Annotated in this window: 17 protein-coding genes; 7 read left to right on the top strand and 10 right to left on the bottom strand. The window is 67.6% G+C overall.

All coding sequences use genetic code 11. From position 1 onward, the window contains the following. The first annotated feature begins 316 nt into the window (after positions 1 to 316). The 5 genes from B0675_RS39520 to B0675_RS41180 all read left to right on the top strand — a co-directional run bounded on the left by B0675_RS39520 (position 317) and on the right by B0675_RS41180 (position 5,219). Positions 317 to 1,474, top strand: coding sequence for a ParA family protein (locus B0675_RS39520; protein ID WP_081224656.1), 1,158 nt, complete (start codon positions 317 to 319; stop codon positions 1,472 to 1,474). Beyond that, positions 1,471 to 2,673, top strand: coding sequence for a plasmid partitioning protein (locus tag B0675_RS39515; protein WP_241540204.1), 1,203 nt, complete (start codon positions 1,471 to 1,473; stop codon positions 2,671 to 2,673). The genes B0675_RS39520 and B0675_RS39515 overlap by 4 nt, the downstream gene beginning before the upstream one ends. A 451-nt stretch (positions 2,674 to 3,124) precedes the next feature. Continuing rightward, positions 3,125 to 3,364 (top strand): hypothetical protein, encoded by a 240-nt coding sequence (locus B0675_RS39510; RefSeq protein ID WP_081224655.1) that lies wholly within the window; start codon positions 3,125 to 3,127, stop codon positions 3,362 to 3,364. A 675-nt stretch (positions 3,365 to 4,039) separates the two neighbouring features. Continuing rightward, on the top strand, positions 4,040 to 4,303 hold the full coding sequence (locus B0675_RS39505; protein WP_081224654.1) for a hypothetical protein: 264 nt from the start codon (positions 4,040 to 4,042) through the stop codon (positions 4,301 to 4,303). A 10-nt stretch (positions 4,304 to 4,313) separates the two neighbouring features. Further along, the gene (locus tag B0675_RS41180; protein WP_143661172.1) at positions 4,314 to 5,219 is read left to right on the top strand and encodes a helix-turn-helix domain-containing protein; all 906 of its coding nucleotides are present in this window, start codon (positions 4,314 to 4,316) and stop codon (positions 5,217 to 5,219) included. A 174-nt stretch (positions 5,220 to 5,393) separates the two neighbouring features. Here the strand turns inward: B0675_RS41180 and B0675_RS41175 are convergent, their stop codons facing one another. The 4 genes from B0675_RS41175 to B0675_RS39490 form a co-directional block, all read right to left on the bottom strand. Continuing rightward, a complete protein-coding gene (locus tag B0675_RS41175; RefSeq protein WP_143661171.1) occupies positions 5,394 to 5,588 on the bottom strand; it encodes a hypothetical protein in 195 nt (64 codons plus the stop codon). Positions 5,589 to 6,178: 590 nt separating this feature from the next. Continuing rightward, a complete protein-coding gene (locus B0675_RS39500; protein WP_081224653.1) occupies positions 6,179 to 6,706 on the bottom strand; it encodes a hypothetical protein in 528 nt (175 codons plus the stop codon). Positions 6,707 to 6,919: 213 nt separating this feature from the next. Continuing rightward, the gene (locus tag B0675_RS39495; protein WP_081224652.1) at positions 6,920 to 7,465 is read right to left on the bottom strand and encodes a WhiB family transcriptional regulator; all 546 of its coding nucleotides are present in this window, start codon (positions 7,463 to 7,465) and stop codon (positions 6,920 to 6,922) included. Between the two features lie 79 nt (positions 7,466 to 7,544). Then, positions 7,545 to 8,252: a GGDEF domain-containing protein gene (locus B0675_RS39490; RefSeq protein WP_081224651.1), complete on the bottom strand. Its 708-nt coding sequence runs from the start codon at positions 8,250 to 8,252 to the stop codon at positions 7,545 to 7,547. Between the two features lie 458 nt (positions 8,253 to 8,710). On the opposite strand from B0675_RS39490, the gene B0675_RS41170 reads away from it, so the two are divergent. Then, complete coding sequence (locus tag B0675_RS41170; protein ID WP_143661170.1) at positions 8,711 to 9,094, top strand: hypothetical protein; 384 nt, start codon at positions 8,711 to 8,713, stop codon at positions 9,092 to 9,094. A 117-nt stretch (positions 9,095 to 9,211) separates the two neighbouring features. Here B0675_RS41170 and B0675_RS39485 read toward each other — a convergent pair whose 3' ends face one another. The 3 genes from B0675_RS39485 to B0675_RS39475 all read right to left on the bottom strand — a co-directional run bounded on the left by B0675_RS39485 (position 9,212) and on the right by B0675_RS39475 (position 10,707). Further along, positions 9,212 to 9,634 (bottom strand): RRQRL motif-containing zinc-binding protein, encoded by a 423-nt coding sequence (locus B0675_RS39485; protein WP_081224650.1) that lies wholly within the window; start codon positions 9,632 to 9,634, stop codon positions 9,212 to 9,214. 199 nt (positions 9,635 to 9,833) lie between these two features. Next, positions 9,834 to 10,049 carry a hypothetical protein gene (locus B0675_RS39480; RefSeq protein WP_081224649.1) on the bottom strand — a complete coding sequence of 72 codons (216 nt, stop codon included), beginning with the start codon at positions 10,047 to 10,049 and terminating at the stop codon, positions 9,834 to 9,836. A 112-nt stretch (positions 10,050 to 10,161) separates the two neighbouring features. Next, positions 10,162 to 10,707 (bottom strand): hypothetical protein, encoded by a 546-nt coding sequence (locus tag B0675_RS39475; RefSeq protein WP_081224648.1) that lies wholly within the window; start codon positions 10,705 to 10,707, stop codon positions 10,162 to 10,164. A gap of 180 nt (positions 10,708 to 10,887) precedes the next feature. On the opposite strand from B0675_RS39475, the gene B0675_RS41685 reads away from it, so the two are divergent. After that, complete coding sequence (locus B0675_RS41685) at positions 10,888 to 11,049, top strand: hypothetical protein (protein WP_179165574.1); 162 nt, start codon at positions 10,888 to 10,890, stop codon at positions 11,047 to 11,049. Positions 11,050 to 11,094: 45 nt separating this feature from the next. On the opposite strand, the gene B0675_RS39470 is transcribed toward B0675_RS41685, so the two are convergent. The 3 genes from B0675_RS39470 to B0675_RS39460 all read right to left on the bottom strand — a co-directional run bounded on the left by B0675_RS39470 (position 11,095) and on the right by B0675_RS39460 (position 14,309). Further along, on the bottom strand, positions 11,095 to 11,283 hold the full coding sequence (locus B0675_RS39470; protein WP_081224647.1) for a hypothetical protein: 189 nt from the start codon (positions 11,281 to 11,283) through the stop codon (positions 11,095 to 11,097). 95 nt (positions 11,284 to 11,378) lie between these two features. Then, positions 11,379 to 13,805, bottom strand: a complete 2,427-nt coding sequence (locus B0675_RS42375) for a DNA translocase FtsK (RefSeq protein WP_241540203.1) — start codon at positions 13,803 to 13,805, stop codon at positions 11,379 to 11,381. Between the two features lie 99 nt (positions 13,806 to 13,904). Continuing rightward, entirely contained in the window at positions 13,905 to 14,309 is a 405-nt protein-coding gene (locus B0675_RS39460; RefSeq protein WP_081224646.1) for a hypothetical protein, read from the bottom strand. Positions 14,310 to 14,316: the final 7 nt, after the last annotated feature.

Here is a 14,316-nt window from a genome sequence, read left to right as displayed (position 1 = left end):
TGCAAGAAATCCGGCCCTGCGAGGTTCGTGATGCGCTGACAGCGCTCAACGCACCCTTAAGGGAGAAAAACATGCATATGGCCGGGCTGTGTATCGAGTTGGCCGGAGTGGTCGTGCAGCTCGCAGCGACGCTGCTTGCAGCACGTGGTGCTTGGCGTAGCCGTCGGGGGTGCCGTGGGAGGAAGGACCTGGATACGACGAACGAGCCCTGACAGCTACCCAATCCCCCGTGTCTGGGGTTGTTGTCCGCGGACAACAACCCCAGACACGGGGGATCCTGCTGTCCTGCACCATGCGGGGTAAGTAAGGTAGCGCCATGACCGCCCCATACGACCCCAGTGATCGGGAAAAGGTAGTCGCCAAGCTGCCGGCACCTCTACGCAAAGAGTTGAAAGTCCGTGCAGCTGAGACAGATACCGACATCCAGGACGCCGTGACGCAGGGCGTCGAGGCGTGGCGCAAGGCCAAGAACCGTCCGCTAGTCGACACCACCGGTGGCACGTCCTTCGCGACGTACCTGCCGGCCGGGCTGTACGACAAGCTCAAGAAGGACTGCAAGTCCCGCGGCATCACGTACAACCAGGGCGTTGCCCAGGCGATCCGCCTGTGGCTCGACGAGCATCCGTCTTCCCGTTCCAAGCCGCAGCGAGGCACGGGTGCGCGCCGCATCATCTTCGGCAACCAGAAGGGAGGGGTCGGCAAGACGTCGGTGTCCGCCGGCGTTGCCCAGGCTCTGGCGGAGTCCGGCCACCGCACCCTGCTGATCGACTTCGACCCTCAGGGCCACCTGACGAAGCAGCTCGGTCATCCGCTTATCGGGATCGACAGTCCAAGCCTGGCCAAGCACATGCTCGGCGAGGTCAAGGAAGGTGAGCTCGCTGATCTGTTGGTGCCGATAAAGGGCGGTGACTTCGAGGACCACCTCTGGCTGCTGCCGGCCTGCAAGGACGCTTTCCTCCTGGACGCCAAGCTGGCCACGAGCCGCGTGGTACGTATCAAGGAGACCGCGCTCGAGAAGGCGCTGGAGCCGTTGGAGAGCGACTTCGACTTCGTCGTCGTCGACTGTCCCCCGAGCCTCGGCTACAGCATGGACACGGCGATCTACTACTGCCGTGCCCGCGATGGTGAGGACGTCGGCACGTCGGGGATCGTCATCCCGGTGCTGTCCGAGGACTCTTCGGCCGACGCGTACGACATGCTTGAGGAGCAGATCCAGGACCTGGTCGAGGACTTGGACGTGGACATCGTCCAGCTCGGCTTCGTGGTCAACATGTACGACAGCCGCAAGGGCTACGTCGCGACGTCCTCGCTCGAGGAGTGGCAGAAGATCGGGGAGCCTCCGGTACTGGCGATCGTGCCGGAGCTGAAAGACCAGCGGGAAGCGGTGCGGGTGAAGGCTCCCCTACTCGCGCACGCTCCCTACTGTGAACAGGCGGAAGCAATGCGGACTATCGCACGGAGGATCAGCGGATGAGCGTCGCCGACCGGTTGGGAACCGGCTCTTCATTCAGTGAAGCGCGGCGTACCCGCAGTGCCCGTGGTCGGGCGAAGGCTGTGACGCAGGGGGATGTGCCCGCGTACGAGCTGGTTCGGCTGCGGCTGGATGAGGTCTCCCCCACTCCCCTCAATCCGCGCCGCAACTTCGGCAGCGACGAGGACAAGGCTCGTTTCGGCGAGGAGCTGCGCCAGGCGCAGCTTGCCGCGTGTGTCGCGGTCTCCCGCCCTGCCTATCTCGCCCTGTGGCCGGACCACGATGAGCGGATCGGCAAGGCCGAACACGTCCTCGTCAACGGCGAGCGCCGCTTCCGCAGCGCCGTCCATGTCGGCCTGGATTCCCTGGACTTCGTCGTCCGCGACGACCTGGCCTCCAGCCGTGAAGCGTTCATAGACCACCTCCTCAAGGAGAACCTGGAACGCGAAGACTTCGATGTCATCGAGCGAGCTCGCGGTGTCGAAGCACTCGTCACGGTCTGCGGCGAACAGTCCGAGCGAGGCGCACGCTCCCGAGCCGCTGAACGACTGGGCAAGGACCGCTCCTGGGTGACCAACCAGCTGAGCCTGCTCGACCTTCCTGAAGAGATTCAGATCATGCTCAGCTCGGGCGACCTTCCCGAGCGAGACGGCCGGTCTTTGGCCAGGCACTGCAAAGAAAACCCGGGCGTGGATGCGGCCGACCTTCTCGACTACCTCAAGGATGCAAAGGCTGTCGCCGCGCGAAAGCGCGCCGAGGAGCTCGCCGCTGTCCAAGCAGTGCGGTCAGAGACTGCGGGCAACTCGGATAGGCGCTTGTTGTCCGCGGACAACAAGCAGCAGCCAGATGGAAGCGAGTCGGAGAGCACTGCGGACTCGGGTAGTTCGTTGTCCGCGGACAACAAGTCCGAAAGGGCAGCCGTTCCGTCTGATGCGTCCTCGGTTGAGATAGCGGCAGTCGTTGCTCCGGTTTCTTCCTTGTTGTCCGCGGACAACAAGGAAGAGCAGCCGCCGGCATCTCGTGCAAACTCTCGGGGTTTGCCCCCGCAGCAGAGGGGCTCGAAGACTCCAGTGGCTGCGGTCGCTCCAGTTAGCCCGCGGCAGATCGCTGACGAACTCGCCGAGCAGCTCACCGCGGATCAGCTGACTGAGCTGATCGAGTTGTTGATGGAGCGGGTCTCTGCGGGCACATCCTCTAGCTGAGTCGTCAGCCCCGCGTTCCATCAAGATCGGTCTCGCCCAATTGGGCGAGACCGATCTTGATGGGTGTTCCTGCAGTCTTCCCCCCCTTGGCACGGGGGACGCGACCGCCCTCGTACCCCAGCGTCCTTCTCCGGTCTCACCCAGATCGGGATGAGGGCTTGTTGTCCGTGGACAACAAGCAGCGGGCAAGGTGACGGAGCTGAGGCAGGAGGACACCCCTGGCGGTCGTTGTCCGCGGACAACAAGGTCGTCGGTTCGGGCGATCCTTTGGGGCAGGGGCGAGCCCTTGCGCGTTGGCTTGGCGGAGGCGGTGCGGTGATCGCTGGCCATCGGACAGCCGGCGACGAAACCACCTGCCACGGCCATCTTCCTTAGGATCGCGCACAGAGAAGAATCGAACACCTCGAACACGGCGTCTTGGTGACGGCCTGTACGTCTAGGCTCGCTGACCATGACCGACGACTTTCATGAGCAGCTCGCCGCGTATGACCGGGCCGTGGCCCTGTCGCGTGAGACGTACTCCGGCATGACCTCGGATGAGCGGACCGTCAGGTCGGTCGCCGGTGGCCACCTTGCCGAGCATGCGCCGAGCAATCGCGCTAATCCGACGTGCACGGGATGCGACGGAGCGCCGTGGCCCTGCGACATGGTTCTTGGGGCCATCAAGTACGTCGACCCCCGGTCCAACTAGCGCGCCGGAACCTCTCGCAGGCGACCGGCCGGGGTCCGCTCAAGCTGAGTAGCCACCCGCGCGCTGGCAATGCGATCTTGGTGGATGCTCTGAAACGGCTATCCTCCGACACCCGAGAGGGCCTCCCGGATCAGCCCGGGAGGCCCTCTCGACGCATGTGGAGGGAGCCGGCCCCGCACTCTGGGGCCGGCTCTCCGCAGTCTCACGCTGCAACGCGAGGCCATAGATCCCTGTTCGGCATGCGATTGGAGTCAGCAGCAACCAGGGCAGGGCCCGCCGTACTCGGTGAGCTCCTGCTCGCGGATGGTGGCAACAACCCTCGGCTCGTGCAACCGCGATCGGCGCACTGCTGCATCAACTCGTTTATTTACCATCGGGCACCGGCAGCGCTCTCATTTTTGATGCAGCTTCGGAAATCCCAGGCCATCGCTACAGAGGCGGCACGACGTTGACTCTGCGTGGCCTTTCTCCGCCTGACGGTCGTTAAGTTGCGGTGAGACTGCGACGCATCAACCCCCTTCGAGGAGGCGTCCGTGGTTGGGATACGGCCCGGTGCTCCTGTCACCATCATGTCCACGCACCACGCGGGGGCGGCTGCAACTGCCCTGTGGTTCGTACCCGATTGGAGTCAGCAGCGTGTCCGGTGGCCCGCCGGACAGAACACAGGGAGCATCCATGTCCAAGCCTCATTCCGTCTCGTGTGTAGACAACGGGACTCCGTCCCTTCGACGCCTCAGCGGCGCCGAGGCAGTCGTCATCATCGTGATCATCACCGTGGCGGCGCTACTCGTCAGTGTCGCCGGTATGACCTTGCCGCTGGTACTGCAGCTTCTCTCGGGCGCCGGCTCAACCGCCGTTGTCCTGGTCTGCCTGCTGACCGGCATTCCCGGCCGGGGCTTTCGAAAGGCGCTTCGTGCCTTCCTCACCGCGTCTGCATGAGGTGATTCTCATGTGCCGACCCGAGAAGCCGATCACCACCAGCAACAAGGCACTGCGTGAACTCCAAGAGTGGCTGCGCAGCCAGCGGAAGCGCAGTCAACAGGGCTACCGAGCGCTGTCGGTGCGGGCTGGTTGTCACGCTACAACGCTGCAGCGCGCAGCGTCCGGGCTGAACGTGCCGAAGCTGCCAACCGTGCTCAACTACGCTCGCGCCTGCGACGCTTCACCCGAGGAGGCAAGGATCCTGTGGCGCCGGGCTAGGTACGAACAGACTCGCCGCGCCCGGGGTGGTCGTAGCCTTTCCGCTCCGCGGCCAGAACTGGTTCGCGACTTCGTCGATTTGAGCGCCGCACTCCAGGACCTGCACGAAAAAGCCGGTTCGCCCCCGCTGCGGACCATGGAGCAGCGGGCGGGCGGTTACGGCGCTCTGCCTCGGAGTACCGCACACCGCATTCTGACCAAGCAGACAATGCCGCACAGTTTGCACCAATTCCAGGCTTACTTGAGATCCTGCGAGGTGGCGGAAGCGGAGCGGCCAATCTGGGAAGCCGCCTGGACACGTGCATGGCGCCACGAAAAGCAGCAGGACGACTTCACAGCTCGTGCGCCCAGCGAAGCTGACGTGTCGTTCATGCAGGATCTCGTCTTCAGAGAAAGTGGGCGCGAGGCTTACGAGCGAGTGACGCAGCAGCTCTGGCGGCACCGGTTTGTCCAGAAAATCCGTAGGCCCGGCGCTCCTGCCGTTGAGACCACTGATGACGGCAGCCTTCGTCTGCAGGTGTCTGTCCCGACGATGCGTCGTAAGCGGAGACACGGAACAGGGAGCAACCGGGCCGCAAACACGACGTATATGCATGATCGCCCGTTGCCTAGTCAACTGCCCATCTTTCTTGATGAGCCTGCGTTCCTGTTCTGACCACTGAAGCGCTCGATCGTGTACTGCCGTACCAGGCTGAGGGGGTGAAGCTGCTGCTTGTTGTCCGCGGACAACAAGCAGCAGCGGACTGCGGTAGATCCAAGTCAGTGAGCCGAGAGTTGTTGTCCGCGGACAACAAGGCGGGCACGACGGAAGCCCTCTCCACACTCAGCTTCAGCCCAGAAACCGGCTCTCCATCCAGACGCAGAGAAGACTGACCGCTCCGCTGCCGACGCCGTAGGCCACACCGCGGGCCAGCTGCCTGTGAAGCTGCCAGCGCAGCAACCGGCGTCGCAGCTTCCTTATGTGGACATGCAGTGCTTGAGGAATTCGTGCCTTGCTGGCCGCCGTCTTGCTGTCGTCGCTCATGACGGACCTCCGTGATGTCAAAGATCAGTTGAGAGTCGGGGAATTCCGCCCAAGGCCCGAGAAGACTGCCGGGTGAGTCGCTCCCATCTCGCCGGGCTGACTGCCCCGCTGTGCCGACTTTGCACCCGAGTCCGTTGTCGGGACAAGGCCTCATGTTCGGGGGCGAGTTAAGGAAGAGCCCAGCTCAACAGTGGTCTCTGACGGCAACAGTAAAGGGGCAGAACAATGTTGCTCTCCAACTTCCCAATCTGAGCTTGATCGTGGACAGCCGATGGATACGACCATTGCAGTAGTCGTCGCGTGAGCGTCGACCAGGGTGAGGTGGTTCGTGCCCCGACATCTTCAGGTTGCCTAGGCAGATCCGGGAGTAGCCCGGCTGACCTCTGATGCCCGCATGAAGCGGAGCTTCCTTGAATGCCAGGCCGACCACGACCTCCGATGCTGGCTCCCTGAGAACACGACGAGGCCCCGGCCTCCGGAGGATGCGGTGCCGGCCTGAGAGACGGAGCACGGACCGTCTCTGCCGGAAACGTAAAAGGGCCCGGACCTCCGCAATGCGGAGGTCCGGGCCTTGGCGAGCCGATCGGCTCTCACAGAGCCCAGTTGGCGAACAGGTCGTGGTCAGGGTTGGGGATGGCGGTGGCCTTCAGCGCTGCAGCGGGGTGGCGCATGGCGGTGATCGGTACGACGTCGGGCTGGTAGTCGGGTGCCCATGCCATGCGCCAGGTGTCGTCCCACTCGCAGCTGCACGGGTGGTCGGGGTGCGGGTGGTAGAGGAACGCGCCGTGGGCGTGGACCGCGCGGGGGATGCGGGGGATGAGCACCGCGGGGTCGTCACCCGGGTACAGGTGGAGGCTGCGCCAGCCGTGGACGCGCGCCATGTAGGCTGCCGCGGCTTCGATGGTGTCGGCCCACGTCTGGTGTCCCAGGACGATGAAGCCAGCCGGGTAGAGGGCGTCGTCCCCGGAGCTGGAGTCCAGGCCGGTCACGAGCAGGCCGCGGTGGTCGATGAAGCCGTGCCCTTCCTTACCGTCGGCGCAAGGAGTCCAAAGATGCTCAGCAGGCTCGAGCGTGCCCTCGTCTGTTTCGCGGGTCGCGATCTCGTACGTGGTCGTCATGGGTGAGGGAGTCCTGTCTGGGTGCAGGTGGGCAGGGGTTGTGGAGGCGGCCGGCCAGGAGACGTCCGGCCCTCTTCTTGCCAACGCGGCGCATGCGGACTGCGTCATGGGCAGGCGCCCTCCGACCAAGATCGAACTCGCCCAATTGGGCGAGCGGCCCGGATCGGCTTCCTACGGGGGCTGGCGCGCCTGCCCGCCGCATCGCGGGGTTGGTCAGGATGCCTGCTCCAGAGCGCGAGCCCTGCGGGACCCCTTCGTGGCCGCGGCGAGCCGGGCGCGGTTGCGGCGCTGACGAGCAGGCGTCATCGGGCACGGCATGGGCCCGTTCATTTCGTGGTCGAGGCGAACAACACGGGTCTGGGCGACGGTGAGTGGGTTGTTGCGGGCGGCGACGGCTCGTTCGCGGCGGGCCTTGATCTGGTCGGCCAGGGCGTCGACCCAGTCCGGTCCGAGCCGGTCCGCGATGCGCTTGCGCAGAGTGTTGCGCTCTCGTGGGGTGGTGGCTGCCCAGATACCGACGCGGGTCGCCTGCTTGTTGACCAAAGCCCACAGCAGGCAGTCCGAGGCCGCCGGACAGCCGGCGCACGCAGTGCGTGCCGCTTCGATCCGCTGCCGGGTCTCCTCACCGCCAGCGGTCCGGTCGCCGTTGGCGAAGTCAAACCTGCCCGGCTCGCTCTGGCAGCGGGTCTGCGCGGTGGGGAAGGGGAAACGGGGATCGGTGGGGAGGTGATCGTTGCTGACCTTGACGACACCGCTCATGACAGGGCCTCCATGAAGAGCATTTCGGCAAATGGGAGCTGGACCAGGACGTGCGCGTACTTGGGCAGGGGAGAGGTGTTCATGCGGCACCCGCCGGAAGGTGCGCGCCATCGCGGCCGGCACGGCGGCCGTTCACGGTCTCCGCGTAGGCGTCGCCGTGCGTCGCCCGGTACGGGAACGCCTCCCGCCCGGTTTTCACCTCGTACATGGCCTTGTCCGCGCCCCGTAGGAGGCGGCTGGCGTCCTCGCCGGGTAGGTCGCCAGCGCACGCGAAACCGATCGACACGGCAGGTTCGAGGACGTGACCGCCGTCCAGGGCGAAGGGCCGTTGCAACTGCTCGCGCAGCGCGGCCAGTTCCTGGAGCGCGGCCGGTGCGGGCAGCTGGACGGTCAGCCCGAATTCGTCACCGCCCAGGCGTGCGGCGCAGGCGTCGGGACGGCCGGATATCCAGCGGGTGAGGCGGTGGCCGTAGACGCGGATGAGGGCGTCCCCGGCCGCGTGCCCGAACGTGTCGTTGACCGCCTTGAGGCCGTCGCCGTCCAAGACCAGGACGTGGACGTCCTCGCCGCGGCCGGTGCGCAGCAGGCGGTCGATATGGTCGACCAGGACGTCCCGGCCGTGCAGGCCAGTGAGCGGGCAGCGGCGGGCCGCGTCCGCGAGACGGTGGGCGGCGGCCGCGCGCCGGCGGGCGAGGACGTCGTCGACGACCGCGGCCAGGGCGAGCGGCACCGAGGCCGCGACGATCAATGTGCGGACGGGCTGCCGTAACAGAGTGGCAGCAGGCATGATGGATCTCCTGTCTCGCTCCTTCGGAGCGGGATCGAGAGAGGCGCACCCCGAGCTGTCCAGGCTGGTAGGGGTGCGCCTCTTGCTGTGCGCGGCGTCACGCCTGGGATAGGCGGACGCTCAGGCATGCTGGAGGTGCTCCCGTCTCACGACGGGGATGAAGCGGTCCGGGACGGTCTCTTGCGCCTTAGCCGATGCTGCGGGCCGTCCCGGGGCTGCTACCGCCATGTGCCGACGCCACCGCGGGGCGCGAGGCCTGGCCCGTTGGCGTCAAGTTCCACCCGGTCACCCGTACGCGGAAGCGCTGATGAAGCCTGCACAGAGGCAGGGTCACTTGCACGCTTTGATGAGCTTCGAATTCATTGGCAAACGTCAGCTGAGCTTCCACCCTGGCTGCACATCAACTGGGTGAGGCTCGCAGCAGATCTCGGGCACGCCCATCTGCAAGTGGAGGACTGATGGGCAACGTGGCGGGTCGGCTTGCAAGCTGTGCGGGCGCCCTGACCTTGGTCGGTATGGCCTTTGTTCAACCAGCATCGGCATCGACTCTTCCCCCGCCGGGGACCTGCACGAGGATCGAGAGTGACTCCAACCCCCGGCATTTCTACTGCTACAACACGCCCGGCATCCGGGTTGAGTGGGCTGGTGAGACGGCTGGCTACCTGCACACCAACCTCAACTGGTTTGTGTGCCGATACGAGGGCGACCGGACCGGTGGTGGCGGTCCGCACCCGAATCGCTGGATCTACACGTTGGCCGATGCGGCCATCACCCATGACGGCTGGGGCTTTGTGAAGGACAGCGACGTCAACGACGAGACCAACCCTTTGCCTCCATGCTGACGCCGCGATATCGCTGGTGCCGGACGTGGCGCACTACAGGGTGGTGCCTGTGCCCGTAGCTGATGCTGCGGCCTCCGCCCCTGCCCGGCGTCAGCACGCCAGGCAGTGGAGTGTCGCTCAGGCGGCGAGCCCGTGCCCGCGAGAAGGCGGGGGTGCGAGATAGGTGGAGGGATCCGCGGGAGTCCCGTCATGGCATTCCTGGCAGGAGCCGAATCGGCGCAACGGGATGTCGTGGTGGTAGCGGCGGCAGCATTTCGGGCACCGCTGCCTGGCTTCCATGGCCCGGTCCAGGCCGCGCTCCATCGCCAGCGTCATCGGCCGAACGGGCTTGGCGAGGTCGATGCGGTACAGGAACGTCGGCCGCGTGCAGACGCGCTCGGGGTAGTTGCGGCACTTGCGGCAGCGCAGCACGATCGGCGTCTGCCCGGCCGGGCGCAGGCCTTGGGCGCGCAGCTGGCGACGGGTGGCGAGGCCTTCCGGCGCAGTGCGCCAGTCATACTCCTCTAACAGCCGGTTCCCGTCGACAATCCGGTCGGCCATCACCGGGTCCAGGCCGGGGTGACGCGGGCGGGGCGGTGCGGGTAGCGGGGGCCGGGGCGCTGGGGGCGGGGCCGGCCGATCCGGCGACGCGGGCGGGGGATGAGCATCAGCAGGTCCTCCAGAACACGGATGAGCCGACAGCTGCGCCCCGCCCCGCCGGGATCAGCAGGACGGGGCGCGGGGCTGCGGCGAGTGCGGGTCAGGTGGAGCGGGGCGTGATGTGCAGCGGGCCGGGGCTGCTGTGGCCCGGGCGCGGGGTGGCCGGCGGGCTCGCCGGTTCACCGTGCAGGTGCAGACCTACCCAGTAGCCGACGAGCAGGCCGACGGTCAGCAGCACCTTGTGCCTGTTGGCTCGCCACCAGGTCGGCTTCGGGGGCTCGGTCAAGATGCCTATGACGGCAGGGCCCTTCGCCACGAATGATCTCTCCTTCAAAGATTGGCAGGGGTGGTGCTGCGGCCGGGCGGCCTGTCCCGCACCCGATCCGCAAAGGCGGAGCTCGGGTGCCAGGCGGGTGGTCCGGCAGCGGTTACAGGCCTTTGGCGTCGGCGAGGCCGGCGGCCTGGTCGACCATGCGGAGCGGGACTCGATCGTTGCCGTGGGCGTCGTTGAAGGACGGCACGGAGTCGACGTCGTCGCCGAACTGGCGGCGGATCGCGTCCAGGAGCACGGTGGCGGCGTCACTTTCGAGGCGGCGGTCGCCGCCTGCTTCGATGCGGATGGCCCCGAGCATGCAGCGGGCACCGTCGGTGTCGACCAGGGTGTTCGTGCACCAGCCACCGCTGACAAGCCTGCGGTGGGCGCGCTGTAGAACGGCGGCAACCGGGGTGGGGTACCGGTCCGGCGCCGTGGCGGGCGGGGTATCGATGGGGCCGGTGACGACGTCGGCGAGGTCGACGGGCTTGGTGTCGATGTGGGCGGTGTTGACCTCGTACGCAACGGCTGCTTCGTCGAGGCGTGCCGTCATGGCCGCGTTGACGAGAGCGAGGCGCTCTTCGAGGGACAGCGGTGGGGCGGCTGCTGGCACCGGGGTGGTCGGATCGGGTCGGGCGAGGGACGACAGGCGGGTGGACATCGGCGCTCCGGGAAGGGCACAGCTCGCAGGCGCCACCGTCATGTGGGCCGCGCCCGCAAGGGGGATGCTGGGGAAGGGTGGGCGACCTGCTGGCGTCAACGTGGTTGGCGTGTGGGCCTGTTGCCGCCCGGTCGTTGTGGCGGACAGCCTGTAGGCAGGGCGGCCAAGGGGAGGCGCGGCGTGAATTTCGTGTTCGTGTGCGGCTGGTGCGATGAGGAGAACGTGGTGTTCTGTCGGCGGGCCGGTTTTTGGGGCAACCAGTTCGAGGATCCGGAAACGTTCGACTGCTGGTCGTGCGGTGGCACCTGCACCACGCCCTACAGCCCGTGGACTCCGGCGTGATGTCCTCGGGCAGAAAACGGTGTGCTCCTTCGCCGTAGGCCTGGTCTAGAGGCCGGCAACGAGTCCGGCGAGTGAGCTGAGCGCGCCGTTGATGAGGGGCGCCAGGCCGGTTGCGGCGAGGGTGAAGCCGAACAGGGTGCAGGCCAGCATGGAGCCGAACCTCACGTAGCCGCCCTTCAACAGGACGATCACGATGACGGCCAGCAGCACGGCAGCGGACACGGTAAAGACCACGATCAGTCTCCTTGATGGGGTGATCCGGCCGGGGTATCCGGCCGGCTGAGGTGCGAAGGGGCCCAGGCTGGTGTGGCCGGGCCCCTTCGCGTGGGTCAGTCCTGGAGGACCGGTCCGAGGTCGGCGCGCAGCTCGCGAAGGACGTCCTCGTCGGCGCCGATGGGCACGAGGACCTCGCGGGCCTTGCTGCCGTCGGCCGGGCCGACCAGGCCGCGCTCTTCCAGCGCGTCCAGCAGGGCGCCGGCGAGGGCGAACCCGACGCGCAGCTTGCGCTGCAGCATCGACTGGGATCCGAACCGGGTGGTGACCACCAGGTCGGCGGCCAGCATCAGCAGCTCGGCATCGACTCCCTCGGGCAGCTGCTCACCCTCCACCGGTCCCTGCTCGGGGCCAGCGGTGACGTCGGCGCCCGCGGGGGCGTAGACGCCGTGTTGCGGCTGCCGGAGCTTCCCGTCGACGACCAGGTCACTCAGGGCGTTACGGATACTGCCGGCCGCGGCGTCGACCTGCTCGCGGACTTCCTTGGCCGTCATCTCCCGGTCGACGACGGCGAGGATCTTGTCCTTGACGTTGCTCTTCTTCGGCTTGCGGGCCGCCGGGGGCGGGGTGAACGAGCCAATCAGGGCCGCGCCCCCACCGTCCCCGTCGTCTTCCCTCCCGGTGGGCGGCGGCATCGTCCACTCGTGCCACAGACCGAGCGCGCTGAGGGCATCGATCTCGCGGTCGGTGAGGGTGTTGATGGCTCCGCTGGCCGGGAAGATCTCGTCGAGTCCGTCGGGGGAGCCGTCGTCGGGCAGGTGCACGTACAGGGTGCGCATCATGGTGGCGTCGGAGCCGGTGACGGTGTGCCCCATGCCCTGCGTGGTTTCGCCGGGGACGTCGGTGGCGGTGCCGAGCATGCGGTCCATCAGCGACATGTGCGCGCCGAGCCGGTCGGGGACCGGCGGGAGGTCGGTGTCCCCGGCGAGGCCGCCGGTGGCCTGGCGGGCGGCGATCCCGCCGGTGATGCGCAGGACGACGCCGATTCCGCCCTGCACCTGGTCGCGCAGCGAGCTGGACCCGCCGAGCTTGTCGAGGTTGAGGGACTGCCCGGCGAAGATGACGCCGATGCCGAACTTTCGGCCCTCGCGGGCGAGGACGTCCGTCATCTGCGCAATCTCGTCGCCGAACAGGTCATCCCCGGTGAGGGAGTTGAACTCGTCCAGGACCAGGGTGAGCGCCGGGTAGGGGGAGTGCGGGGAGTAGTCGTGGCCGGCTTCGGTGTTCATCTGGCCGCGGACGTCCATCAGGGCGACCGCGGCCTTGAGCAGCCACCAGGTGAAGACGGGGCCGGAGCCCTGCCGGTCGACGTGCCGGCCGACCGCGGACATCTGTGCGTCGGGTCGGGCGGAGGTCACCCAGCTCGCCATCCCGGCCAGCGCCCACGCCGCGCACATCAGCGCCAGTGACACGGTTTTGCCGGAGCCGGTGACGCCGACCAGGAAGCCGTGGAAGGTGCCGGACGCGGACCGCATGTGGACCTTGGCGTCGGATCCGTCGTGGGCGGTGCCGATCGTGTAGCGGCCGTACGCGTCCAGGGTGAGGAGCTCGCGGGTGGCGCGGCGGGCGACCTTGAGCGGCGCGGCCTCGTAGAGGGTGACGAGGACTTCGTTGCCGCGGCTTTCGACGACCAGGCGCATCTCTTCGGCCTTGACGCCGAACGCGGAGCACAGCTGGTCGAAGTTGACGCGGGCGACCTCGCCGGGTTCCACGGCGGCGAGGATCATGCCGCGTGCGGGTAGCTGGCCCTGGGCGTGCTGGCGTTCCACCCGGACGATGGTGCTGCCGGGGATGGCGCCGCCCGGGCGGGAGATGAGCGTCGACCAGAGGTCGTCGATGCTGCGGCCGGCTTCCTGGGTGGGGGCGACGGTCAGCCGGATCCGGCCGGGCCCGTGCTCGGTCTCGCGCAGCGACACGGCCAGGGTCGGCACGCCGAAGCAGGCGGCGATGACGCTGTCGTCGATTTTCGAGACGGGCTTGCCGGTCGGGGCGACGATGTCGCAGGTGAAGTCGGGGTGGCTGGGGGAGATCGTCTGCTGGATGTTCTCCAGCCGTGTGCCGAGGGCGACTTCGTGCTGGTCCCACAGCCGCATCACCAGGCCGGCGAACCCAGACGGGTAGACGGTGGTGAGGTCGCCGGGCGGGGTCCAGGTGGAGCGGCTGGCGGGAAGCCAGGCTGACATGAGGGCACCCCAGCCGACGGCGAGGGGGATCTCCCACCAGCTGTTGCCGGGTGCGATGGCGGCCGTCGCGTAGACGGCGCTGCCGGTGAGCGGGCCCATCAGGCGCTGTGCGGAGCGCAGCGCCTTGGGGAAGTCGCCGTGCTTGACGCGCTGGTACAGCCACCAGGTGCTCACGCCGCCGATCGCGGCAACGGTCGCGTGGGCGGGCAGCAGTTCCATGTTGGGCAGCACCGCGAGGGCGGCGGTGGATGCCCCGTAGGCGGCGAGTTCTGTCTTCGCCCGTGTGGGCATCCTGCGCATCACGGCAGATCGGTCCTTTCCAGGGTGAGGGGCAAACGGGTGGGGCTGCACCAGGTCGGATGCAGCCCCACGGGGTCGTGCGGTCGGGTCGGGTGCGAGTTAGAGGGGCTGGTAGAAGCCGGGCTTGGCCTGGCGGGCCCTCGAGGCGGTGGCGGCGGCGTGCACCGGGCCGTACTCCGCCTGGTGGGCGGCCTTGACGTCGGTGGCGGCCTGGTGGGTCTGCTCGGCGGAGCTCAGCAGGCGCTTGCAGCCGCCGACGACCTGCCCGAACGCTTCACCGACCTCGGCGACGGCCGCGACGTGCCGGGCATCGGCTTCCGCGGCCGCGCACAACTCCGCGACGACGACCGCCGAATCGGCGTTGGCGCGCATCCGCTGTGCGATCTGCTCGGCGTGCTCGAATAGGCCGGCGGCCGCCTTCTGCAGGGCGGTGAACTTGGCGTTGATGGACAGGTAGCCGTTGGCGGCACCGTCCGCTGCGACGGCAGGAGCGATCTCTCCCATGGTTCTC

It is taken from the genome of Streptomyces sp. M41(2017), from assembly GCF_002078175.1.
In the GTDB taxonomy this organism is placed as follows: Bacteria; Actinomycetota; Actinomycetes; order Streptomycetales; family Streptomycetaceae; genus Streptomyces.
Note: the sequence above shows the minus strand (reverse complement) of the source record. Positions and strands in the feature narration are given on the sequence as shown.